We start from the raw sequence: 21,857 nt of genomic DNA on the forward strand, positions 1-21,857 counted from the left end.
TACATATTTATGGAAACACTGGATTTTTTCTCAAGGGAAATTCCCTTGTTCTCTTTCAATACCATCATTGTCGGAAGCGGCTGCTCGGCTTTGAACGGCGCGGATACCCTGTACGACCTTGGCGTGCGCGATATTGCGATCGTCACGGAAGGAATGAAAATGGGCACGTCCCGCAACACCGGCTCCGACAAACAGACTTATTACAAGCTTTCCCTTTCCGGGGCGGACCCCGACTCTGTCGCCGATATGGCGGAAACGCTGTACGGCGGGGAATGCATCCAGGGGGAGACCGCTTTGGTCCAGGCGGCGCTTTCCACCCGGTGCTTTTTCAAGCTGGTCAATATGGGGGTCCCTTTTCCCCACGATGAATTCGGCCAGTATGTCGGGTATCGGACGGACCATGACGCCTCGCAGCGGGCCACTTCCTGCGGGCCCCTGACCTCGAGAAAGATGACGGAGAGGCTGGAAAGCGCGGTTCGGGAGAAAAAGATCCGCGTCTTTGACGGATACCGTATCGTGCGCCTGCTGACGAAAGAAAAAGACGGAGAGAAGTCGATTGCCGGAGCCGTGGCGGTTCAGGCCGATTCCGGCGGCCAGGAGTTGCGCTTTATTCTGTTTGAATGCGAAAATGTCATTTACGCGACGGGCGGGCCGAGCGCCGTCTATTTCAGCAAGGTGTATCCGGAAAGTCAGACCGGTTCGCACGGAGCGGCCCTCCTCTGCGGGGCGAAAGCCTGCAACGTGACGGAGTGGCAGTACGGAATCGCGTCCACAAAATTTCGATGGAACCTTTCCGGAAGCTATCAGCAGGTTTTGCCTCGCTATTTCTCGGCCGGTCCGGATGGAGAGGACCCGAAAGAATTTTTGCGGGACTACTTTGCCTCTCCGGAAGAAATGCTGACGGCGGAGTTCCTGAAGGGCTATCAATGGCCGTTCGATCCCAGAAAACTTTCCAGAGGGGGCTCCTCGCTGATCGATCTGGCGCTGTTTGTGGAAACGAAGATCCGGGGGAGACGCGTTTTTCTGGACTACACGCAAAATCCCTCCGCGGCGGCACAAAGGGACGGGACCTTTGATTTTTCCCTTCTTTCGGAGGAGGCTTATTCTTATCTGAAGAAGTCGGAAGTCCTGTTCGGCACGCCGGTCCGGCGCCTGATGAAAATGAATCGTCCGGCGTATGAGCTCTATCGGGACCATGGGATCGACCTGGCAAAAGAGCCTGTGGAAGCGGCGGTTTGCGCCCAGCATAACAACGGAGGACTGTGCGCCGGGCTGTGGTGGGAATCCAACATCAAGGGGCTGTTTCCGGTCGGGGAGGCGTGCGGCGACTTTGGGGTTTACCGTCCCGGGGGGACCGCGCTGAACGCGACGCAGGTCGACTCGCTGAGGGCGGCTCAATACATCCGCGCGAAGCGCTCCGGCCTTTGCCATGACAGGCCGGAATTTCTGGCCGCCACAAAGAAAGAGCTCTCCGGGCTGTTTGAGCTCTGCGGCCGGATCCGGTCGAAAAGCTCGCAGAAGAAGGATTATCGGGTCCTTCGGGCCAAATATCAAAGGGAAATGGATGAATGCGGAATGATGATCCGCAGCGAAGAAAAGATTTCCAGGCAGATTGAAAAGTGCCGCGGCTACCTTGAAAATCTGGGTCTGGATACGGAGGCGGACTCCCCGGAGGAGCTCCGCGAAGCTTTGATCAATCAGGATATTCTGATCACGCAGATCGTGTATCTGACCGGAATGCTGGAATATATCCGGTCCGGAGGGAAATCGAGGGGTTCGTATCTGATTCAGCGGGAGGAGCTGGATTTGTCTTCCTGCAAAAACGACGGAATCCCCGTGCAGCTCGACAACGGAGCGAAAAAGGACGTCATTCAGAAGGTCTGGCTCCGCGAAGGGAAAGTATGGACGGAGGAAGTGGCCAGAAAGCCGGTTCCGCAAAAAGACACATGGTTTGAGGTTGTATACAGGGATTATCTTTCCGACCGGATCATCGGGAAAGGAGAAAAGGTGGAATGAAGCACCGGACTTTTCATTACCGGTCTCTGGAGGAACTGCGGCAAACCTGCGAAGCACTGGACCTTTCCCTTCCTTTTTGCGAGGATTTGTCCGTTTTGAAATCGCCGTGCCGCTTTGGAAATGTCGTTTTGCCCAACCGCCTTGGAATCGCCCCCATGGAAGGGGCGGATTCCGATCCAGACGGAGCGCCGACCGGATTGACGTACCGGCGGTACCGCCGGGAAGCGGAAGGCGGCGCCGCCCTGATCTGGATGGAGGCGGTGGCCGTTGTGCCGGAGGGCCGGTCCAGCCCGAAGCAGCTGATGCTGACCCCGAAGACGCTGAGCTCGTTTCAGCGTCTGGTGGAACAGATCAGGGAAGCCGGGATGAAACGGAACGGCTATGCGCCTTATCTGGTCATGCAGGCGAACCACAGCGGCCGGTACGCCAAGCCCAACGGCGCCCCTCAGCCGATGATCGCCTACCACCATCCCGTTTATGAAAGACAAAAAAAGCTGGACGACGGCTGCATCGTTTCGGACGATTATCTCCGCTCGCTGGAGGAGAAATTCGGGGAAGCGGCCTTCCTCTGCAAACAGGCGGGCTTCGATGCGATGGATGTCAAATCCTGCCACGGATACCTGTTTGCCGAACTCGCTTCCGCATACGTCAGAAAAGGAGCTTACGGAGGACCGTTTGAGAACCGGTTCCGCCTGCTGTTCCATTCTGTCCGGAACGCGAAGCAGGCGGAGGATCAAGGCTTTCTGATCACGTCGCGGGTCGGGATTTACGACGGTTTCGCGTATCCTTACGGATTCGGGATGGCCGGAGACGGCAGCCTTTCCCCGGATTACCGGGAAGCGGTGAAACTGGTTGGCGTGCTTTCCGGAGAGCTTGGCCTTCCCATGGTCAACATCACGATGGGAAACCCTTACCAGAACACACATGTCACGCGTCCGTATGACCGTGGCAAATACATCCCCGCGGAGCATCCGCTGGAAGGGATCGCACGCATGATCGGAGGGACGGCCGAAATCAAGAAAGCGTATCCTTCTCTTGCGGTGGCGGCGTCCGCGCCGTCCTACCTGAGGCAATACGCGGCGGAATATTCCGCGGGCGCCGTTGCGGAAAACCGGTGCGACCTGATGTGTTTCGGAAGGATGGCCTTTGCAAACCCGGGCTTTCCCAACCAGATCCTGAAGGAGGGGCGGCTGGACGCGAAAAAAGTGTGCGTCACCTGCGGGAAATGCGGAGATCTGATCCGCGCGGGCCTGCCCGCCGGGTGCGTGGTCCGGGATCCTTCCGAGTACCTGAAATACTATTTACGATATCAAACGGAGGCAAAATAAAGTATGGAAATCAATAAAAAAGTCGCCATCGTCACCGGCGCGAGAAGGGGAATCGGGCTTGGAATCTCCAAGGCGCTCGGCCGTGCCGGCTACCATATCGTGATGGTGGCGCTTTCTCCGGACGCTTCGGAAGCCCTGGAATCCGTGAAGAAGGAGGGGGGTTCCTGCGAGTATGTCAGCTGCGACGTGTCGGATGAAGAGGCGAGGATCCGACTGATCCGCCGGGTGAGCGAGCAGTACGGCAGGATCGACGTTCTGGTCAATAACGCGGGCGTCGCCCCGGAAGTGCGGATGGACGTTCTGGAGACCACGACGGAAAGCTACGACCGCCTGATGAAGATCAACGCCCGCTCGGCTTTCTTTATGTGCCAGCACGCGGCAAACGCGATGATCAGCTTTTTGCAAAAGGGCGGCCTGAAGGACTATTCGCCGCGCATTGTCAACACCTCTTCCGTATCGGCCTACACCTCTTCCACGTCCAGGGGAGAATACTGCGTCTCCAAAGCGGCGATCTCCATGGTGACGAAGCTGTTTGCCGACCGCCTGGCCGAGTACTCCATCCCCGTGTTTGAGGTGCGGCCGGGCATTATCCTGACGGATATGACAAAATGCGTTCAGGATAAATACCGGAGCATGATCGAAGGCGGCCTGACGCCGATCAAACGGTTCGGCACCCCGCGGGATGTGGCCAACTGCGTCCTTGCGGCCTGCAGCGGGCTGCTGGATTTTTCCACCGGCCAGGTCTTGAATGCGGACGGCGGATTTCACATCAGAAGGCTGTAAAAGCGATGAAAATACAGCCGGAACAGGAGAAGAGAATGAACTGCTTTGGGATCAATCTTTGGAATTGGGTGAACGGTCTGGGGCGGGAGTGCAGCAGGCTGCCGGAAAAAATCGCGCGGATGGGCTTTACCGCGATCGAACTGCCCATGACGCAGCCCGGGCTTGACCTCGAGCTGAAACAGGAAATTGAGGCGACCGGACTGGAAACCAGCCTGTGCGCCGCTCTGGGGCCGGGCAGGGACCTTTCCAATTTTGACGCGGCGGTGCGCGCTTCCACCATGGAATACCTGACCGGATGCCTTCTGACCGCCGAGAGCCTTGGCTGCCACATTTTTGCCGGTCCGCTTTATGCCGGTGGCGGGAAGCGCCACCGCCTCCCGCCCGGCGAAGCGGTGCGGGAATGGGAACTGGCCGTCGCGGGGCTGAAAGAACTGGCCCGGCGGGCGAAGGAGCACGGGGTGAGGCTTGCGCTGGAACCGCTGAACCGGTACCGCACCAGCGTAGTGAACACCGCCGCGCAGGGCCTGAAATTGGTCAAAGACATCGGTGAGGAAAATGTGGGGATTCATTTTGACACGTTCCATGCCGGAATTGAGGAAAACGATCTGCCCGGTGCGATCGAGTCCGTGCTGAAGGCCGGGAAAATGTACCATTTCCACGCCTGCGCCAATAACCGGGGGGCGCCGGGCCAGGGCTTTTTCCCATGGACGGAGATTTTCGGCCTGCTGAAGGATTACGGATACGAGGGGCATATCACGATGGAGACATTCGCTCCCGGCGGACTGGACAGCGGCTGGGTCCAGCTGGGGGAGGGGCCGGACCAGCTGGCGGAATTTGGCATCGCTTATCTGAAAAAAGTTTTTTCGAAATAGCGGCCCCCGGACGGAAATAAGCCGGAAATTAGAAACTCAGGCCGCTCGGAAAGGAGATTTCATATGTCGGATCTGTTCCTGCTGGACGGAAAAAATGCTTTGGTGACCGGATGCGCCGGGGGAATCGGGGCGGGAATCGCCGTCGGTCTGGCGAAAGCGGGAGCCGATATCATAGGACTGGATCTCGCTGATCTCTCGGAAACCGAAAGGAAGGTCAGGACGCTCGGAAAACGGTTTTTCCCGTATCGGGCGGATTTGTCGGAGGAAGCCTCCATAGACTCCGTCTGGAATCAAATCACGGAGGAAGCCGGGACCGTCGACATCCTTTTCAATAACGCCGGAATGCAGCACCGGGAATCCGCCCTGTCCTATCCGGCGGATGTGTTCGACCGGGTGCTGGCCGTCAATCTGAGGGCGCCCTACCTTCTTGCCCAAAAGGTCGCAAACCACCTGATCGGCAGAAAGTGCGGGGGAAAAATCATCAACACCGCTTCCCTGTTTTCTTCTTTCGGCGGGTGCGACGTGGTTGGGTATACCTGTTCCAAGCACGGGGTCCTGGGCATGACGAGAGCGCTGTCCAACGAATTTTCCCGTTATGGGATCTGTGTGAACGCCATCGCCCCGGGGTACATCGCAACGGATCTGACCAGGGCCATCTGGTCGGATCCGGAGAAGAAAAAGCCGATGGACGAGAGGCTTCCCATCGGGAGATGGGGGACGCCGGAGGATTTTGAGGGGGTGGCAGTGTTTCTGGCGTCGCACGCTTCCGACTATATCACCGGCACGATGATCCCGGTGGACGGCGGGTACACCGCCCGGTAAAGCGGAGGAAAGGGTCCTGCAAAACCTGATTTTCAGGTTTTGCAGGACCCTTTTTGTGTTTGCTTTAGCAGGGTTTCCAAACATCTTGCCGTTTGGGGAACGAAATCCCGCGCGCTACGCGCGTGGGATTAAAAGCTTAAGCAGAGAGAATTATGGTTCTGATATAATGACGAGTGTTCAAGCTGTCAGAAAACAGAAGAAAGGTGATGATGGCGGATTCGACCTGCAAAACTGGAATAGAAAATTCGCGAACGCGCTTGAAAGAATAGAAAACCGGACTTATTTCCTCAAGTTAAAACAGTCCGGAAACTACACGAATGGAGTAACTAAATGGAACACAGCGATACAATCATCGGCCTGCCCGTCTTGATTTCCGCACGATACCGCATTGTGCTGGACCAGGGACTTTGCAGAAAACGCGGCATCCCGGAGAATGGGCCGGTTCTGACGAAGATTGAAAAGGAATCCATTTTTATTTATCCTGATGTTTCGGAAATCCCCGAAACGGAGCGGAAATACGTTACGATCGGCCGGTTTAATTTACCGGCGCTTTGGGCGAAACAGAACCGGGCGAGGATTGGTCGGTATGCGTTCCTGACGGTCACCGAATCCGGTCTTCAAGTGCGGATGCTGCCATCAACGCCGCGGCAGTGCCTGCAAAACCGCGTTTACGGAGTCCCAATCCGGATTTACGCAGGAAATTTTATTTATATTCCAAAGGCGTTCTGGTTTCATTACGGCATTCAGCCGGATGGCGGGAACGTTGTTCGGGAGGAAGCCGACGAACTGCTGCTTTTCCGGAAATTCCGGCCGGAGCTGTTCCCGGATATTTTATCCCGACAAATTCACATGGGAAAGATTCATGTCAGGGCGAAATGGATGAGGAAAAGCAATCTTGCCGTTGGGGATGCCCTCTGGCTTTACGGAACTTCCGAAGGTCCTGTCGCATCCGCTCGGCCTGCTTATGAGAATTTGGGAGACCCGTTGACATAAAATCAGGCGGAGAGTATAATAATATCAATGGCAGGGATCTGCCAAAATGTTTTCTGCTACCCGATATGCAGATGAAACAAGGTCGGGTCAAAATGTTTGTTCGAGCTCTACCTTGAAAAGGGTAGGGCTTCAACTTGTTCTGGGAGGCCTTTATGAAAACAGTACACTTTTATTTTATCTCGGATACATATTTTTCAACTTTTCCCGACGACAAGTTAATGCAAAACAAAGGAATGATTGCCGGACAGCCTCATAACAGGCATTGCTTTTTCTCCTTCACGAGGAGACCTGCCTGCTATTTTGATGTGGTTGGCCAAACCCTCATCTATTTTAGCAGGCCTTTTTTGTTCGGCTAAAGCCATCTTCGATTCCGCCAGCCAAACCTGTGGCTTATTTCGATTAGACAAAAATAAGATGCCAATGTGTAGTTGGCATCTTATTTTGCACCCGTTTTTGGGCTCAGTTTTGCAGTTTGAGTCAGATTAGATAGTTGCGGATCAGTTTGACCAGATCGTCGTAACCGCCCAGAAACGTCGTTATCGTATTGCGGAAACCACCATATTTTTCAAATTCTTTCGGCTTCATTTCGTCCTCATAGAAGGATTTACGGAAATCTCCCATTTTCATCAGTTCATCCATATATTGCTTCGGCACAGGATCGCCGATGCGGTTCTTCACTTCAATATCACAGGCATTTAGGCGCTTTTGCCATTTATAGTTGATGGTCTGGCACAGGTCACCGCCAATCAGCTGGGACCAGTGGTAATGGTTGCGGTTGGCCGCGCTGAGTAAACGGGTGACGTAGCCGCGTTCACGATAGATACGATAAGCCTCTTTGATAACGGCAACTCCGACCCATTCGAGCGCTTCTGGATTGCAGACCAGCCCATTCTTGTTGACATATTCTTTCATCCAGTCATCCGTGCGGCCGATCATGATCGTACAGACGGGAGCCATCTCCTCACAGGGTAGATGTTCGGCTTTTCTGCGGGCCAGGCCGCGTTCAACGGCTTCTGCGACGCCAACCGCCTGCGCAACGGTAAACGAGACAGTTGCGTTGATCGAAATGCCGCGGTAAGTCACCTCCTCCATCGCTTTCAAGCCGGCAGCCGACGCGGGAATTTTGACCTGCATGTTATTGCCCAGCGCATTCAAATGGCAGGCCTGTTCGACCATCTTTTCGGCGCAGCGATAATATTTTGCATTCACCTGAATGGAAAGGCGGCCCTTTTTTCCCTTGTTCTGTTCAAAAACAGGCAACAGCTTTTGGCTGCGCTCGCGCCCTACTTCGTCGATCAACAGCCAGGCAAGTTCGTCTTCGGTGGCATCAGGATGTTCCGTAATCAGATTCTTGATTTGCGGTTCCCAGTAAGCCAGCTCGCTTTTCACGACCGCCCCGACGATAATAGGATTGCTGGTCGCGCCGGTAATCCCGCGCTCAAGGCCATAGTTCAGTTCTTCTTCCCCGCAGGAGTCCATCCAGATATCAGTGCAGGGGAATTTCACAACGGTTTCATGAAGTTTACCCTTGTATGTGCTCATACCATTCACCCAATCCCTCTCTTTTATTCTTTTGCCGTATGATCCCAGGCATCGCGAAAAACGCCAAGGCCGTATGTAGTGAAAGGATGTTCAAAGCTCTGCCTGTACACATCGAGGCCGCAGGTCACAATATCGGCGCCAATGGCGGCATAATCGGAGATCTGTTTGCCATTGCGCACGGCGGCGACGATAATCTCGGTTTTATAATTGTAATTCCGGTAAATATCGACAATGTCGGAGATGTAGTTGATTGCATCGTCACCGCTGTTCTCTTTCCAGCCGACGAACGGCGAAACAAACTTGGCTCCCAGTTTCGCGACAGGAATGGCCTGCGAAGGTGAAAAAACAAGGGTGACATTCGTGCGAATTCCCGTTTTTTCCAACTTCTTTGCGGCAATCAAACCCTGTTCACAGCAGGGAATTTTAATGATATAATTTTTCGAATAGCTGCTGACCTCTCGCGCGGCGTTAACAATCTCTTCCCACTTTTCCAGGTGCGGATTGATTTCAAAGGAGATGGGAAAATCCTTCCCCTCCAGACCGCTCTCTTTCAGCCATGACGCAACATCGCGCACACAGGACAAAAATGGTTTGCCGGAAAGCTTGATGTGTTTGGGATTGGTTGTTACGCCGTCGATACAGTAGTTTTCGTAGGCATATTTGATTTCGTCCAGCTTAGCGCTGTCCAAAAAATATTTCATTTTCAGTTCCTTCTTCCGTTTAATCGTATATTTTGTCTTCCATGGAGGCAACCTCTTTTGAAGCGTTCTTCAGAAAGTCTTTGCGCCACTCTTCCAAATTGTCCGTAAACCCGGTGTTCAAAAACTTTTCCGCCATCGTGATGCCGAGCTCCGGCGCCACAATCCAGCCGCCCATCGTCATGATATTAGCATCGTTGATTGCACGGCATTTTTCGGCTGCATAAACACTTTCGCAGGCGACCGCGTAAACCCCTTTAAATTTGTTGGCAACAACGGCCATGCCAGCACCGGTTCCGCAGATCAGAATCCCTTTTTCATATTCGCCTCTCTGGATTTTTTTCGCAAGGATGGGTGCTACCTTAAAATAGGGCATCGGCTGGTCAACGGACCTTGTGCCGCAGTCCTCCACCTCATAGTCCTGTTCTTCCAAATAGGTTTTCACGGCCTCTTTCAGAGCAAAACCGGATTTATCCGAACCGATAATGAATTTTTTCATCATGCATCCTCCTCTAAAATTAGAATGTCTTCCGTAACAACCTTTTTTCCGCTGATTTCATAGGTCAGATATGGATAATTCCCGGTATGGGTGAGGCTTTCAAATCCGTTTTCCGTCACCAGGATCGTATTTTCGGATTTCGCTCCCTGCACCGACGGGTTCCAGCCATAGGCCTCGCCTGCGCGGATCACATGTCCCACTTCGGCCGTGCCTTTCAGTTCCCGCGGCATGTAGCCGGTTAGCCCTCCCTGATGGTGGAGTTTCCATTCGTCTTTCCAACCTTTTTCAGCGTAGGCGCTCACCGCTTTTGAAAACACCGAGCTGATTGTCACGCCTGGGATCGTATTCGCACAAAGGACCGCATATGTGTGGTACCATATTTAATAATCAATATTGATGGGGGTAAAACCGTGAAAATTACTAAATTGACAACTTATTCCGTGCATGCAAACCAATTTCGAAATTTTAATTATTTAAGAATAGACACAGACGAGGGTATTCACGGGATAGGCGAATTTTTCTGCGTAGGAGCCGATCAATGCATTCGGGATATGACAGATTACGTATCCGAATGGGTTCTCGGCCAAGACCCTCTTGATCGTGAGCGGATCCAAAAACGGATTCTCAATTATTCACGTTTTCCCGGCGGTTCTGTGCTGCATACGGTCGCAAGCGCAATTGATCTTGCTTTATGGGATATCGCCGGAAAAATAGCCGGGCTTCCTGTTTATAAAATGCTTGGCGCTGTTCGAGACAAAGTTCCGGTATATTGTCACGCTTACGGGAAAAATTCCAAAGATGCTTTAGATAAATTAATGCCTCGAGTAGAAAAGTACGGCTATAAAGCATGTAAAAATATGGTTTCGTCAATTGGATACTTTCCAACAGGACAAGCTGAAAACAATTTAATTGAAATGTTTAGTGGTATGCGTAAGAAACTGGGCGATAATTTTGAAATAGGGATTGATATGCTAAGCAAAATTTACTCACCGGCTGAAGCAAAACGCTGCATAAAGTCAATTGAGCCCTTCCGTCCATTTTTCGTAGAGGAACCAATCCGGCCCGAAAATATGGAGAATTGGTCAGAAATCTCCGGAGGAAGCACGGTGCCTATTGCAACCGGTGAACAAATTTTTACTATCTATGACTACGAACGTCTTCTTCGTCTTCACGCAGTGGATATTTTACAACCAGATATCCTGCTGGCAGGTGGTTTCACAGGGCTTCGGAAGATAGCTGATCTTGCTGAGCCTTCCTTCCGGGTTTTGAGCCCTCACAATCCATTAAGTCCTCTGGCAAATTGTATAAACGTTCATTTCTGCATGTGTACTTATAATACAACATTCTTAGAAAATGAACCGCGAGAAGAAGGTATGGACGCTGAACTTTGTACCGAAGTTTTACATGTCCATGACGGATTTATCCAACCGACCGATAAACCGGGCTGGGGCATGGATTTGAATTATGACTTTTTAAAAACGTTAGAGCCAATTGTATGGTCAAGAGTTGATTTAAGTAAGCCCGCAGCATACACCATGAGCGGGGCACCACATATTATGTAAAAAATATAAGACTTATTGGAAATCAGACCTTTTTAGATATATAATAATGAGCTGGTATGCCAGAAACATAAGTTTCCGACAGCCAGCTCATTTTACGCGTGTGCGGATTCCAGTATACTAAGCAAAGCGCCTTAAGATTCACATTTCACTTAACACAAGGCTTTTTTTCGTTCCTTATTTCTAATATTTTATTCATAGCCTGCTTTTCTATATATTGAATATTATAAACGCAATTTAAATATATACGTCCAGCTTCAGTTAATTCGAGCGTATCTTTTTTGCGGATAAACAATTTGGTGTGAAGTTCATCCTCTAGCTTGGACAGCTGTTGGCTCAAAGCTGGCTGTGATATAAATAATCTCTCAGCAGCTTTAGATATGCTTTTTTCTTCGGCTATTGCGGCAAAATAGTTGGCATTTCGAATATCCATTTCTGTCTCCTATATTTGTTGTGTCTCTGACGCATCTTCCATGACTAATTGAATAAAATACTTTTCTGCGTCACTAAGCGAGTGCCTTTTATTTATTAAAAATCCGTGGGCTAAATAAATTGGAAACGATGTAGCGAAAGTTCTCGCATTTTCTATCTTTTGAGCATAAAAAGAAGGAAGTATTCCTATTCCATATCCCTTTTGAATCAATTGAATAATAATTGCCGGACTATTTGTCTCGTAAATTATACTTGGATTAAATTTCGCATTTTCGAATAGCAGCTCGGTTTGTCTTCTTGCTTCTGTCCCGTGATCATACAGAATAAATACTGAATCTTGAAAATCACGAATATCAACGATTCCATCATATTGATCAGTTTTACATTTCTGAAATGATAAAACATTATGTGCATAAGCTGGATGAAACTCCGGTACAACTAAAACTAAGGGTTCCTTTATATCATAAGATATTAGATTAAATTTCTTTTTGTCTTCTTCCTCATAGCTGCAAAAGAGCAGATTAATTTCTTCTCTTTCTAAAAGTGCCTTACCATGTTTCGGATATGTATGTATAATTCTCAGTTGAACATTCGGATAACGTTTATGGAATCTTTCGAATATCTTCATAACCATGCTTTCACCCCTTTGTGGCGTAGCCCCTATAAGAAGTTTTTCCGTATATCCAGAATTTAGATTGCAAATTTCCTGCTTTGCGGATTCATATACTTCTATAATCTTCTTTGCTGCAGCGATATATACTTCTCCTTCTTCCGTTGGTGTGAAGCAATTCTCATGATGATCAAAAAGCGGGTATCCAATTAAATCTTCATAACACTTTAAATATTTCGATAGCGCAACTGCTGAGATGCCTAAAGATGCAGCTGCCTTTCTCAGTGTCTTTTCACTTGACAATGCAATCACATATTTTAAGTATTTAAGTTTCATTTATGCCTCACACAGTTTCAATATTTTAGCGTCAAGGTTTGAAACAGCTCCGCTCTACGGGAATTGATGAAACTAATAATGGTCTTTTGGTAAACTATTTTTACTTGGGCGATAGCGGTTATCAATATTAAGAATTCTTCTCACCGCCAATTACTGAACAGAAGAAAACTGCGCGTCGCCGAAGAAATATAAGCCGGTGAAAAACGACTTGCTTTTTCAGAAATTTGGCATATACTTTTCAGTATGTGGATAAAGAAAATAGCATCCATCGAGGGCTAGCCATCATCGAAATGATTAGTCCCCATCCGCCATAAGGGTACAACAAACCCATTTGACTTGTGAATGCCGGTGTACGTGGTTTATTTTACTGCGTATTTCGGATAGATGTCAAGTTTGTACCCTTATTGGATGGTGAGGGTGCCGCGTTCCGCGGACCTCTGCGCGAGGCGAGAGGTGAATGCAAAAGCGTCCGTGGTCTACGGGGCTGCACCGGCTGGTTCTCACCCAGTCGCCTCGCAGATGAGTATAAAAAAAGAACCCGGCGAAGAACCGGGTTCTTACAGAAATGGTCGAGGTGACTGGATTCGAACCAGCGGCCTCTACGTCCCGAACGTAGCGCTCTACCAAGCTGAGCCACACCTCGAAAGAAACGGCCCCGAAAATAACGGAGCCTGGCTGCGGAAGAAGGATTCGAACCCTCACAAACAGAGTCAGAGTCTGTCGTGCTACCTTTACACAATTCCGCATCAACCTGCATTGAAACAGCAAGATTTATTATATTCAAATCCCGCGCGTTTGTCAATCCCTTTTCGGGATTATTTGAGAAATCCCGACCAATCTTTTCGTAAAAGAATTTTTATGAATCAAAGTGGAACTCGTTGTGCCGTAAGATTAGACGATGTAGAGGATGGATGACGGACCGAACCTCTTTTCAATTTCCAGGCGCAGAAATTCCTCCGCTTCCGCCCTCACTTCCGGCCGGTAACAGTATTTTCCCTTTCCCCGCCCCGTCATCCGGCCGGAGTCGAACAAATCGGGCCCCTTTGGAAATCCTTCCGTGTTGATGGCCCGGTGGACATAGCTGTAGGTCATGAAGATGACCTCGATCCCGATGCCGCGCTTTGCCCGTTCGGAAAGCTCTGACGAAAGAGTTTCCAACAGCTCCAGATATTGTTTTTTCCAGTCGTCCAGCAAAATCACCGGAGCGATCAGAAGACCGGTGCGGTATCCCGCATCCGCCATTTGATTGAGCGCGTGAATTCTCTGTTTCAGCGGCGAAGTCCCGAGCTCGATCGTTCGGATGACTTCCTGCGGGTTCACGCTCATCCGGAATATCGCTCTGCCGTGGTGTTTCAGCGGCAGGAGCGGTTCCACCATGCTGAATTTCGTTGGAAATGTAATGAACCCCTTCTCTTGTTCGGCAAATCTCTCGATGGTCCATTCCAGATTGTGTGTGACGGTGTTTTCCAGCACCAGATCGCTGTTGCTGCCGATTTCGAACGTCAGGTCTCTTTCAGCCCGCAACGCGGTTCTTTTCAGCTTTTCGAGCATTTCCTCCCGATTGACGAAGAGCCGCAGATAGGAGCATTTGTTGTAGTTGCAGACAAGGTAGCAGTACAGGCACATGGCACTGCAGCCGGAAGACGTGTAGGGAACGAGAAAATCGGAGGTCTTTGCATTCGGAACGTAGCGGTGCGTTTTCCGCACCCCGACGATCAGGAGACGTTTCAGGTCCCGGAACGCGGAATTCGGCTGTGTGCGCAGCTCGTCGATCCGGTTGTGGCTTTCGACCGGGACCCACGGAACTTCGGAGTATTTCTTTTTCAGCGCTTGTCCCAGCTTATAGGAAAGCGCGTCAGGCTCGTAATAAACTTTCTCGGGGAACATAAGCGCCGCCCCTTTCTTTCCGTTTAGTATGAGTGAAAATCGGCGGTTTATGATTCATGACGCCTTTACATCGGTTTCAGGCTTTGATAAACTGAGGAAGGCCAAACAGGGAAAGGAAGTCTTCCAGGATGAAATTAAATACGCCGGGCTTTTCAGCCCCGCTGGAAAGTGCCGCCGATATGGAAGAGACGATTCTAAAGGCTTCGCGGGAGGAAACGGAATGCTCCGGCCTGATTTTTTCCGGCCAGTCCGCCGCGGAAGCGTCTTTTTCCGGCGTCGATTTTCGCCGGTGCCGCTTTTCCGGCTGCCGGTTTTCGGACTGCCGGGCGGAAAGGCTGTCTTTTATCGACGCCGTGTTCGTATCGTGCGATTTTTCCAACGCGGTTCTGGCGGACAGCCTGTTCCGCCGCGTTGAATTCAAAGGCTGCAGGCTGGTCGGCACCGATTTTTCCCGTTCCGTCTGGGAGCAGGCGACTCTGAAGGACTGCACGGCGGACTGGATCGGTCTGTCGGGTTCCAAGCTGAAGCATGTGAAATTTCAAGGCTGCAAGATGGAAAACGGAGTTCTGCAGGAGTGCGCCCTGAGCAGCGTCGAATTTTCGAGCTGCCGTCTGCGGAAGGCCGAATTCCTGCATACCTCTCTTGCGGGGATCGACCTGACCGGCGATGAGATCGAGGGGCTTGCCGTATCGGGTCCGGAGCTGCGGGGGGCCGTCGTCACTCCGCTTCAGGCGTGCGATCTGGCCCGGTATCTGGGTCTCGTTATCCGCGCGTAACAAAAAGGCCGGGGCAAACGCTCCGGCCGGAAGACTCACGCTTTTACGCGGAACAGATCCTCCGCGTTTTTTTTCGCAAGATTCAGGATGTCCTGGGGATTTCCGCCTCGTATCTCAGCGACTTTCTCCGCGACACAGGCGATCAGGGAGGAGTCGTTCCTTCTGCCCCGGAACGGGACGGGGGCGAGGTAGGGACAGTCGGTTTCGAGCAAAAGCCGGTCCGGCGGCAGACTTTTTACCACCTCGACCGGAACGCGGGCGTTTTTAAAGGTTACGGAGCCGCCGACGCCGATGTACATCCCGAGCCGGACGGCCTCGGCCGCCATTTCCGCGCTGCCGGAAAAGCAGTGGATCACTCCTTGGGGGCGGTGACGGCGCAGAAGCTCCATCGTGTCGCCGTGCGCGTCGCGGTCGTGGACGATGACCGGCAGCCCGTGCCGTTTCGCCAGAAGGATCTGGCGCTCGAAAAGTTCCTTTTGGACCTCGCGCGGCGCGTTTTCCTCAAAGTGATAGTCGAGGCCGATTTCTCCGACCGCGACGATATGCGGATCGGAAAGAAGTGCTTCCAGCGCCTTCTCCCATCCGTCCGGGGCGTTTTTCGCCTCTTCCGGGTGAATTCCCGCGGCGGCGGAGAAATAGCCGTACTTTGCCGCCAGGGCGATCGCCGCACGGGAGGACGGAAGGTCGGCACCGCAGTCCACCACATGGCAGACGCCCTTTTCCGGGAGAGAGGCGAGCAGCTCGTCCCGGTCCGTGTCGAACGCCTCGTCGTCGTAATGCGCGTGGCTGTCGAAAATATTGGAGTATTTCATATGTCCTCCACAAGAACGATTTCAGGACTGAGCGCACGGAGCGGCATGCGCCGCCTTTCCCGTACCTTGCGTCGTAAGTTGCCAAAAGCCGGGAGAATCGAAAGACTCCCCCGGCGGGAAACGCTGAAGATCAGTATCGTGCGAAACGCGGGGGCGTGCGCAGCCGCGGGCCGCTAACGGATCTTGCTGCCGGCGGGGACGCCGTCGACAAAGACCACGCGGACTTCGTCCTCGCCCGCGTCGGCGGCAAGGATCATCCCTTGGCTCTCCACGCCGCAGAGCTTGGCGGGTTTCAGGTTGGAAACGACGATCACCGTATGCCCGACCAGATCCTCCGGCTTGTACCACTGTGAGATGCCGGAAGCGACCGTGCGTCCGCCCATGCCGTCGTCCAGGGTCAGCTTCAAAAGCTTTTTGGAGCGCTTGACCGGTTCGCAGGCCGTCACTTTCGCGGCGCGCAGGTCGACCTTCGCGAACTCGTCGATGTTGATCTGCGCGATTCCCTCCGGCTTTTCGTCCGGCTCCGCCTTCGCGCTTGCGCGGTCCGCCGGATTCGGAATCAGCTTGTTGAGCTCCTCGATTTCCTTGTCCACATCGATGCGGGGGAACAGGGTCTCGCCCTTCCTTACAACGGTGTCGGATGGGAACACGCCCCATTTCCCGGCGGACTCGTAGGTGACGGCGCCGCCTGAAATGCCGAGCTGTTCCTGTATCTTCGGCGCGGTGTCCGGCAGGAAGGGAGCGAGCAGGACCGACACGATGCGGAGCGATTCGCACAGGTTGTAAAGCACCGCCGCGAGGCGGGCCTTTTTGCTTTCCTCTTTGCCGAGCGCCCAGGGTGCCGTTTCGTCGATATATTTGTTCGTGCGGGAAATCAGCTTCCAGATCTCCGTGAGCGCGTTCGAGAACTGGTATTTGTCGATGGCCTCGTCGCATTTACCGCGCAGGGCGAGCGCCGTTGCTTTCAGGTCCTCGTCCACGGGAGCCTCTTCGCGCTCCGACGGAATCTTTCCGCCGAAATACTTTTCCGCCATCGCGGCCGTGCGGGAAAGAAGATTTCCGAGATCGTTCGCGAGGTCGGAGTTGATGCGATTGATCAGCGCCTCGTTGGTGAACAGACCGTCGGCGCCGAACGGGATCTCGCGCAGCAGAAAGTAGCGGACCGCGTCCACGCCGTAGCGGGAGCAGAGGATCGTCGGGTCGACCACGTTGCCCTTGCTCTTGCTCATCTTGCTTCCGTCGCCGAACAGGAGCCAGCCGTGGCCGTAGACCTGCTTCGGCAGAGGAAGGCTGAGCGCCATCAGCATCGCCGGCCAGATGATCGTGTGGAAGCGGACGATCTCCTTGCCGACGAACTGAACGTCCGCGGGCCAGTATTTTCGGTACGCGGAGTCGTCGTCGGAATCGTATCCGAGCGCGGTGATATAGTTGGTCAGCGCGTCAAGCCAGACGTACACCACGTGCTTCGGGTCGAAGGTGACCGGGATGCCCCAGGAAAAGCTGGTGCGGGAGACGCAAAGGTCTTCCAGCCCCCGCTTGATGAAGCTGACCATTTCATTCTTGCGGCTTTCCGGCTGGATGAAATCCGGATGCTCCTCGTAGTACTTTAAAAGCGGTCTGGCAAAATTGGACAGGCGGAAGAAATAGGCCTCCTCGCTGACGATTTTCACCTCGCGGCCGCAGTCGGGGCATTTTCCTTCCTTCAGCTGCGTCTCGGTCCAGAAGGATTCGCAGTCCGTGCAGTACCAGCCCTTGTATTCTCCCTTGTAGATCTGTCCGCGGTCGTAGAGGTCCTTGAAGATTTTCTGGACGGCCTTCACGTGGTAGCCGTCCGTCGTGCGGATAAAGCGGTCGTTGGAGATGTTCAGCAGTTTCCAAAGGTCTTTGAAAACCTGCGCCGTGCGGTCCACATATTCCTTCGGCGTGATTCCCTCTTTTTCCGCTTTCTGTTCGATCTTCAAACCGTGTTCGTCCGTCCCGGTCAGGAACATCACGTCGTACCCCTGCATTCGCTTGTAGCGCGCGATGGCGTCGCTGGCCAGCGTGCAGTAGCTGTGTCCGATATGGGGCTTGCCGGACGGGTAATAGATGGGCGTCGTGATGTAAAAGGTCTTTTTCTCCATTTTTTCAGCCTCCGGGAACTTTGTTTTTATTATTATACCATTCTGTTCCATAAAATAAAAGAAATTTCACCCGCCATATAAAAAACGGCGGGTTTCCCCACCGTCCCAGGCCGCCGGGAAAGCCGCGCAACCGCGAAATTGCGCCGCAATTTTGCTTACGGCGTTGGCTGCGCCTACACACCCATTCCTACAAAGCCAATGAATGGGGTTCCCAAAGCGATGAAAGAAGGCCCGCACTGCGAATTTCACAGTCGTGGCGCCGTAGGCGCGTAAGGCGCTTTGCGCCCTCCCTCATTTGCGGCGCTTGCCGCCTTGTCTTGCACGATTTTCAACGGCCTGCATGTTTTTCGACAAACTGACTCGGTTCAGTCCGAATCGCTTCCGGAAGAATCTTCGTCCCCGTAAAGAAATTGCCTCAGAATCGTGCAGTTCTTTTCCAGGTCGAGCGAAACGACCTTCCCGATCCCCTTGACCGAGACGGTGTCGTCAAACGTATCCGTCGCCGGGATCTGCTGGGTTTCCGTTTCGTAGCCGGAAAGAGACGCTCCGATGGAAGCAAGGTACAAAAGCTGGCTGTCGCTCAGATTCGTCTTCACATACGGCAGATAATCGTAGACGATTTTGTTGGCGCTCACCAGATTCATGGATTTTATTTTCCGGATCATGAGCTCGACCACCTGCCGCTGGCGGGCCGTGCGCCCGTAGTCGTTGCTCCCGAAGCTGTCGGTGGCGTAGCGGATTCGGGCGTAGTAAAGACAGAGCTTTCCGTTCAGATGATGGGTGATCGACTTCTCGCCGGCGGCGGGATAGGACAGATGGCTGCCCATGTTCTCGTTTTCCGCCTGACAGGCGGCTTTGGACATCGGAACGTCCAGTCCGCCCATCTTGTCGATCACGGCGGCAAAGTTATCGAAATCGACGGAAACATACTGGTCGATGTTGATCCGGTAGTTGTTTTCCAGCGTCTGCATGGTCAGGGCGACACCGCCGTTTGAATAGGCGGCGTTGAGCTTGTTTTTGCCGACGGTCGGAATTTCAAGGTAGGAGTCGCGCAGAAAGGAGACCAGACGGATGGTTTTTGACTTGCTGTCGATGGACATCAGCATATTGGTGTCGGACCTGCCGTCCGAGCCGTCGTCGTTCTCATCCACGCCGAGCAGCAGAATATTCATCACGCTGTCGTCCGATTTGACGTTCCAGGCCGGCGCGTCGCTGGGCAGCTGCGTATAGTTTGCCAGCTGCGAGCTTGTCACGTCGGAACGGTCCAGGCGGGACGCCAGGAGATGAAAATATAAGAATCCGCCGCCCATGGCGGCCAGCGCGACGGAAAAAAGCAGGATCAGTATTTTTTTCAGGCAGCCTCCCTTTTTGCGGCGACGGCGGCGGGAGCGGGAACGCATGGAGGAATCGCTGTAGATGTCCCGGTCCACCACGTTGTAGCGGTCGATTTCCTGCGTGTCCCAGGAAACGGCGCGGCGCGCCGGCTGCCGGTTTGAAGCGCGGCTTGTTCCAAGAGGGTCGGTGCGCCGCGCCGGGCGGCCCGTAGGTTGTCTGCTCATACTGTACCTCGCTGTACCTAAAATTATTTTCATCAAGCCACTTTCACCTATTGTATTGCAAAGCGGACAGGTTGTCAACGCGGGGAAAAAGCGGAGCACCGGATGAAAATCCAATGAAGACGGAGAAAATACTGTATTTTCGTCCCGCTGTTTGCTATAATATAAAGAACTGGGAGGGCTTGCCATGAAGAAAAAACCGGAAGCCGTAAAGCCTCATGCGATGATCGTCCGCATCCTCGCCGGCGTCTGCGCGGTCCTGATTATCCTTTCCGCCTTTTTTTTCGCTTTCTTTTCATAAGGCGTTTGAAAAGACGGCCCCTTTCCGGCCGAATGTCTTTCCGCGTCAAAACGCTCGGAACCGGGGAAACCCCTCCCGTGCCCGCTTTTGACTGAAAGGGCTGAAAAAGCCGCCGGGGAAAGAAAATCGCCGAAGAAAACCAATGAATCCTATCGAGGTATTTATAGAAATGGATCAGCTTGTTACATCGCTCATTGATACCTTTCGGGGAATTCCTGCGGAACTCCTTGTTTTTTTAATTTCCCTGCTGCCTCTTCTTGAACTGAGAGGAGGCATCCTCGCGGCCGGCCTGCTGCACGTGGGCATGGTAAAGGCCTTTCTCCTGTGCCTCGCGGGCACACTGCTGCCGGTGCCTTTTATCCTGCTCTTTTTCCGGAAGATTCTGGAATGGCTGCGCAACACGGGATTTGTCCGCCTGGTGCGGCGGCTTGAGGATAAAATGAATCGCAAGAGCAAACAGATCGAAAAATACAAGACCTTCGGCCTGCTGCTGTTTGTCGCCGTCCCGCTGCCCGGGACCGGCGCGTGGACGGGTTCCGCCGCCGCCGCCCTGATGGGCATGCGCTTTCGGGACGCTCTGCTTTCCGTCGCGCTGGGGTGTGTCGTCGCGGACGCCATCATGTGCCTGCTCGCCTACGGCGTTCTCGGCTCGATCTGGTGAGGAAAGGATCTGATTCCATGCGACAGGCGGATCTTGCCGTCGTGGGCGGGGGCGCCTCCGGTCTGGCGGCGGCCCTCGCCGCGGCGGCGTCCGGAAAACGGGGCTCCGCCGTCGTCCTGGAGAAAAATCCGCGCGTGGGGAAAAAGCTGCTCCTGACCGGCAACGGCCGCTGCAACCTGACCAACCGCGGCGCGGGGGACGGCTCGCATTACCACGGGGACGCGGGGGCGCGCGAGGTGCTGGACCGCTTCCCGCCGGAGCGGATTCTGGAGCTGTTCCAAAAAGCGGGCCTGCTTTGCCGGGAACTGGACGGCGGGCGGATTTATCCATACAGCTTGCAGGCTTCGTCGGTCCTGAATGTTCTGCGGAGGAACCTGGATCGTTTCGGCGTGGAAGTCCTGTGCGGCTTTGACGTGAAAGACATCCGAAAATCGGACGGCGGGTTTCTCCTCTCTTCGCCGGAAGGGGACCTGCCTGCTCGGCGGGTGATCCTCGCGGCGGGCGGCTCGGCCTGCCCGCAGTCCGGCTCGGACGGCGGTGGATACTCACTGGCAAAAGCCCTGGGCCATACAGTTGTCCCGGTGTATCCGTCGCTGGCGCCGGTCAAAACGGACCCCGCGCGGGTCCGTCCCTTAAAGGGCGTGCGCTGTCCGGTGTCGGCGGCGTTTCGGACACGCGGCCAGGTGGTCCGCGCTTCCGCCGGAGAGGTGCAGTTCACGGAAAACGCGCTGTCCGGCATCTGTATCTTTGAGCTTTCCCGCTGCTTTGGGGATCTGCGCGCACCGAAGGACGCGGAAATCGCGCTCGATCTTTTTCCCGGGTATTCATTGGAACGCGTGACGGGATTGCTGCGTGCCGCGGCGGAGGGGGCGGGGGAGCTTTCCGCGCCTCAGCTTTTGGAGGGCTTTCTGCCCAAGGCGCTGTGTGTTGAGCTTTCCAGATACGCGTTTGGCGGCGCGTCCGGGGTGCTGCGGTGGGAGGATCTCGGCCGGCTGGCCTCGGCGGCGAAGGACTTCCGTTTCCCGGTCCGGGGGACGTTTTCCTGGGACCGGGCGCAGGCAACGGCGGGAGGCGTCCCGCTTTCGGAGCTGACGGAGAGTCTGGAGTCGAAAAAATGCCGGGGGCTGTACCTGTGCGGCGAGCTGCTGGACGTCGACGGCGACTGCGGCGGCTTTAACCTACACTGGGCGTGGGCCAGCGGTTTGGCCGCCGGGAAAGCGGCGGCGGATTCTCTGCGTGAAAAGAGATGAT

21 protein-coding genes and 2 tRNA genes are annotated in these 21,857 nt (G+C 53.7%); 10 read left to right on the forward strand and 13 right to left on the reverse strand.

From position 1 onward, the window contains the following. Positions 1 to 9 precede the first annotated feature (9 nt). From EQM14_RS02815 to EQM14_RS02840, 6 genes are all read left to right on the forward strand, one after another. Positions 10 to 2,016, forward strand: coding sequence for an FAD-dependent oxidoreductase (locus EQM14_RS02815; RefSeq protein ID WP_128741522.1), 2,007 nt, complete (start codon positions 10 to 12; stop codon positions 2,014 to 2,016). Beyond that, entirely contained in the window at positions 2,013 to 3,344 is a 1,332-nt protein-coding gene (locus EQM14_RS02820; RefSeq protein ID WP_128741523.1) for an oxidoreductase, read from the forward strand. Before EQM14_RS02815 ends, EQM14_RS02820 begins: the two co-directional genes overlap by 4 nt. Before the next feature lie 3 nt (positions 3,345 to 3,347). Beyond that, positions 3,348 to 4,127, forward strand: a complete 780-nt coding sequence (locus tag EQM14_RS02825; RefSeq protein WP_128741524.1) for a 3-ketoacyl-ACP reductase — start codon at positions 3,348 to 3,350, stop codon at positions 4,125 to 4,127. Positions 4,128 to 4,132: 5 nt separating this feature from the next. Further along, on the forward strand, positions 4,133 to 4,999 hold the full coding sequence (locus tag EQM14_RS02830) for a sugar phosphate isomerase/epimerase family protein (protein WP_243112597.1): 867 nt from the start codon (positions 4,133 to 4,135) through the stop codon (positions 4,997 to 4,999). Positions 5,000 to 5,062: 63 nt separating this feature from the next. Further along, the gene (locus tag EQM14_RS02835; RefSeq protein ID WP_128741525.1) at positions 5,063 to 5,821 is read left to right on the forward strand and encodes an SDR family oxidoreductase; all 759 of its coding nucleotides are present in this window, start codon (positions 5,063 to 5,065) and stop codon (positions 5,819 to 5,821) included. A 330-nt stretch (positions 5,822 to 6,151) separates the two neighbouring features. Further along, positions 6,152 to 6,814, forward strand: coding sequence for a hypothetical protein (locus EQM14_RS02840; protein ID WP_128741526.1), 663 nt, complete (start codon positions 6,152 to 6,154; stop codon positions 6,812 to 6,814). A gap of 215 nt (positions 6,815 to 7,029) precedes the next feature. Here EQM14_RS02840 and EQM14_RS16255 read toward each other — a convergent pair whose 3' ends face one another. From EQM14_RS16255 to EQM14_RS02860, 5 genes are all read right to left on the reverse strand, one after another. Next, the gene (locus EQM14_RS16255; protein ID WP_164918937.1) at positions 7,030 to 7,176 is read right to left on the reverse strand and encodes a hypothetical protein; all 147 of its coding nucleotides are present in this window, start codon (positions 7,174 to 7,176) and stop codon (positions 7,030 to 7,032) included. 115 nt (positions 7,177 to 7,291) lie between these two features. Continuing rightward, on the reverse strand, positions 7,292 to 8,356 hold the full coding sequence (locus tag EQM14_RS02845; protein WP_128741527.1) for a transaldolase family protein: 1,065 nt from the start codon (positions 8,354 to 8,356) through the stop codon (positions 7,292 to 7,294). A 23-nt stretch (positions 8,357 to 8,379) separates the two neighbouring features. After that, a complete protein-coding gene (locus tag EQM14_RS02850) occupies positions 8,380 to 9,057 on the reverse strand; it encodes a transaldolase family protein (protein WP_128741528.1) in 678 nt (225 codons plus the stop codon). 19 nt (positions 9,058 to 9,076) lie between these two features. After that, complete coding sequence (locus tag EQM14_RS02855; RefSeq protein WP_128744209.1) at positions 9,077 to 9,553, reverse strand: RpiB/LacA/LacB family sugar-phosphate isomerase; 477 nt, start codon at positions 9,551 to 9,553, stop codon at positions 9,077 to 9,079. Further along, positions 9,553 to 9,885 carry a hypothetical protein gene (locus tag EQM14_RS02860; RefSeq protein ID WP_128741529.1) on the reverse strand — a complete coding sequence of 111 codons (333 nt, stop codon included), beginning with the start codon at positions 9,883 to 9,885 and terminating at the stop codon, positions 9,553 to 9,555. The genes EQM14_RS02855 and EQM14_RS02860 overlap by 1 nt, the downstream gene beginning before the upstream one ends. Before the next feature lie 78 nt (positions 9,886 to 9,963). On the opposite strand from EQM14_RS02860, the gene EQM14_RS02865 reads away from it, so the two are divergent. Then, positions 9,964 to 11,115 carry a mandelate racemase/muconate lactonizing enzyme family protein gene (locus EQM14_RS02865; RefSeq protein ID WP_128741530.1) on the forward strand — a complete coding sequence of 384 codons (1,152 nt, stop codon included), beginning with the start codon at positions 9,964 to 9,966 and terminating at the stop codon, positions 11,113 to 11,115. 145 nt (positions 11,116 to 11,260) lie between these two features. On the opposite strand, the gene EQM14_RS02870 is transcribed toward EQM14_RS02865, so the two are convergent. The 5 genes from EQM14_RS02870 to EQM14_RS02890 form a co-directional block, all read right to left on the reverse strand. After that, positions 11,261 to 11,545 carry a LysR family transcriptional regulator gene (locus EQM14_RS02870; protein WP_128741531.1) on the reverse strand — a complete coding sequence of 95 codons (285 nt, stop codon included), beginning with the start codon at positions 11,543 to 11,545 and terminating at the stop codon, positions 11,261 to 11,263. 9 nt (positions 11,546 to 11,554) lie between these two features. Further along, positions 11,555 to 12,490, reverse strand: a complete 936-nt coding sequence (locus EQM14_RS02875) for a LysR family transcriptional regulator (RefSeq protein WP_128741532.1) — start codon at positions 12,488 to 12,490, stop codon at positions 11,555 to 11,557. A gap of 566 nt (positions 12,491 to 13,056) precedes the next feature. Further along, positions 13,057 to 13,133, reverse strand: a tRNA-Pro gene (locus EQM14_RS02880). 29 nt (positions 13,134 to 13,162) lie between these two features. After that, positions 13,163 to 13,236: transfer RNA gene (locus EQM14_RS02885), tRNA-Gln, on the reverse strand. Positions 13,237 to 13,381: 145 nt separating this feature from the next. Further along, positions 13,382 to 14,377, reverse strand: coding sequence for an SPL family radical SAM protein (locus EQM14_RS02890; RefSeq protein ID WP_128741533.1), 996 nt, complete (start codon positions 14,375 to 14,377; stop codon positions 13,382 to 13,384). Between the two features lie 128 nt (positions 14,378 to 14,505). Between EQM14_RS02890 and EQM14_RS02895 the strand changes: the two genes are divergently transcribed. Continuing rightward, positions 14,506 to 15,153, forward strand: a complete 648-nt coding sequence (locus EQM14_RS02895; RefSeq protein WP_128741534.1) for a pentapeptide repeat-containing protein — start codon at positions 14,506 to 14,508, stop codon at positions 15,151 to 15,153. A 35-nt stretch (positions 15,154 to 15,188) separates the two neighbouring features. Here EQM14_RS02895 and EQM14_RS02900 read toward each other — a convergent pair whose 3' ends face one another. The 3 genes from EQM14_RS02900 to EQM14_RS02910 all read right to left on the reverse strand — a co-directional run bounded on the left by EQM14_RS02900 (position 15,189) and on the right by EQM14_RS02910 (position 19,647). Continuing rightward, complete coding sequence (locus EQM14_RS02900; protein WP_128741535.1) at positions 15,189 to 15,965, reverse strand: TatD family hydrolase; 777 nt, start codon at positions 15,963 to 15,965, stop codon at positions 15,189 to 15,191. Between the two features lie 173 nt (positions 15,966 to 16,138). Continuing rightward, positions 16,139 to 18,088 (reverse strand): methionine--tRNA ligase, encoded by a 1,950-nt coding sequence (gene metG, locus EQM14_RS02905; protein ID WP_128741536.1) that lies wholly within the window; start codon positions 18,086 to 18,088, stop codon positions 16,139 to 16,141. A gap of 365 nt (positions 18,089 to 18,453) precedes the next feature. Next, the gene (locus EQM14_RS02910; protein ID WP_128741537.1) at positions 18,454 to 19,647 is read right to left on the reverse strand and encodes an LCP family protein; all 1,194 of its coding nucleotides are present in this window, start codon (positions 19,645 to 19,647) and stop codon (positions 18,454 to 18,456) included. Between the two features lie 440 nt (positions 19,648 to 20,087). Here EQM14_RS02910 and EQM14_RS02915 point away from each other — a divergent pair, with 440 nt between their 5' ends. Both EQM14_RS02915 and EQM14_RS02920 read left to right on the forward strand, forming a co-directional pair. Continuing rightward, positions 20,088 to 20,606, forward strand: coding sequence for a COG2426 family protein (locus tag EQM14_RS02915; RefSeq protein ID WP_243112598.1), 519 nt, complete (start codon positions 20,088 to 20,090; stop codon positions 20,604 to 20,606). 17 nt (positions 20,607 to 20,623) lie between these two features. Beyond that, positions 20,624 to 21,856, forward strand: coding sequence for an NAD(P)/FAD-dependent oxidoreductase (locus tag EQM14_RS02920; protein WP_128741539.1), 1,233 nt, complete (start codon positions 20,624 to 20,626; stop codon positions 21,854 to 21,856). Position 21,857 lies beyond the last annotated feature (1 nt).

The sequence above is a fragment of the Caproiciproducens sp. NJN-50 genome (assembly GCF_004103755.1).
Taxonomy (GTDB): Bacteria; Bacillota; Clostridia; order Oscillospirales; family Acutalibacteraceae; genus Caproicibacter.

Bases quoted from the DNA above. Each gene is read 5' to 3' on its own strand.
- EQM14_RS02815 (WP_128741522.1), top strand. From the start codon at position 10: ATGGAAACACTGGATTTTTTCTCAAGGGAAATTCCCTTGTTCTCTTTC.
- EQM14_RS02820 (WP_128741523.1), top strand. From the start codon at position 2,013: ATGAAGCACCGGACTTTTCATTACCGGTCTCTGGAGGAACTGCGGCAA.
- EQM14_RS02825 (WP_128741524.1), top strand. From the start codon at position 3,348: ATGGAAATCAATAAAAAAGTCGCCATCGTCACCGGCGCGAGAAGGGGA.
- EQM14_RS02830 (WP_243112597.1), top strand. From the start codon at position 4,133: ATGAAAATACAGCCGGAACAGGAGAAGAGAATGAACTGCTTTGGGATC.
- EQM14_RS02835 (WP_128741525.1), top strand. From the start codon at position 5,063: ATGTCGGATCTGTTCCTGCTGGACGGAAAAAATGCTTTGGTGACCGGA.
- EQM14_RS02840 (WP_128741526.1), top strand. From the start codon at position 6,152: ATGGAACACAGCGATACAATCATCGGCCTGCCCGTCTTGATTTCCGCA.
- EQM14_RS16255 (WP_164918937.1), bottom strand. From the start codon at position 7,176: ATGGCTTTAGCCGAACAAAAAAGGCCTGCTAAAATAGATGAGGGTTTG.
- EQM14_RS02845 (WP_128741527.1), bottom strand. From the start codon at position 8,356: ATGAGCACATACAAGGGTAAACTTCATGAAACCGTTGTGAAATTCCCC.
- EQM14_RS02850 (WP_128741528.1), bottom strand. From the start codon at position 9,057: ATGAAATATTTTTTGGACAGCGCTAAGCTGGACGAAATCAAATATGCC.
- EQM14_RS02855 (WP_128744209.1), bottom strand. From the start codon at position 9,553: ATGAAAAAATTCATTATCGGTTCGGATAAATCCGGTTTTGCTCTGAAA.
- EQM14_RS02870 (WP_128741531.1), bottom strand. From the start codon at position 11,545: ATGGATATTCGAAATGCCAACTATTTTGCCGCAATAGCCGAAGAAAAA.
- EQM14_RS02875 (WP_128741532.1), bottom strand. From the start codon at position 12,490: ATGAAACTTAAATACTTAAAATATGTGATTGCATTGTCAAGTGAAAAG.
- EQM14_RS02890 (WP_128741533.1), bottom strand. From the start codon at position 14,377: ATGTTCCCCGAGAAAGTTTATTACGAGCCTGACGCGCTTTCCTATAAG.
- EQM14_RS02895 (WP_128741534.1), top strand. From the start codon at position 14,506: ATGAAATTAAATACGCCGGGCTTTTCAGCCCCGCTGGAAAGTGCCGCC.
- EQM14_RS02900 (WP_128741535.1), bottom strand. From the start codon at position 15,965: ATGAAATACTCCAATATTTTCGACAGCCACGCGCATTACGACGACGAG.
- metG (WP_128741536.1), bottom strand. From the start codon at position 18,088: ATGGAGAAAAAGACCTTTTACATCACGACGCCCATCTATTACCCGTCC.
- EQM14_RS02910 (WP_128741537.1), bottom strand. From the start codon at position 19,647: ATGAGCAGACAACCTACGGGCCGCCCGGCGCGGCGCACCGACCCTCTT.
- EQM14_RS02915 (WP_243112598.1), top strand. From the start codon at position 20,088: ATGAATCCTATCGAGGTATTTATAGAAATGGATCAGCTTGTTACATCG.
- EQM14_RS02920 (WP_128741539.1), top strand. From the start codon at position 20,624: ATGCGACAGGCGGATCTTGCCGTCGTGGGCGGGGGCGCCTCCGGTCTG.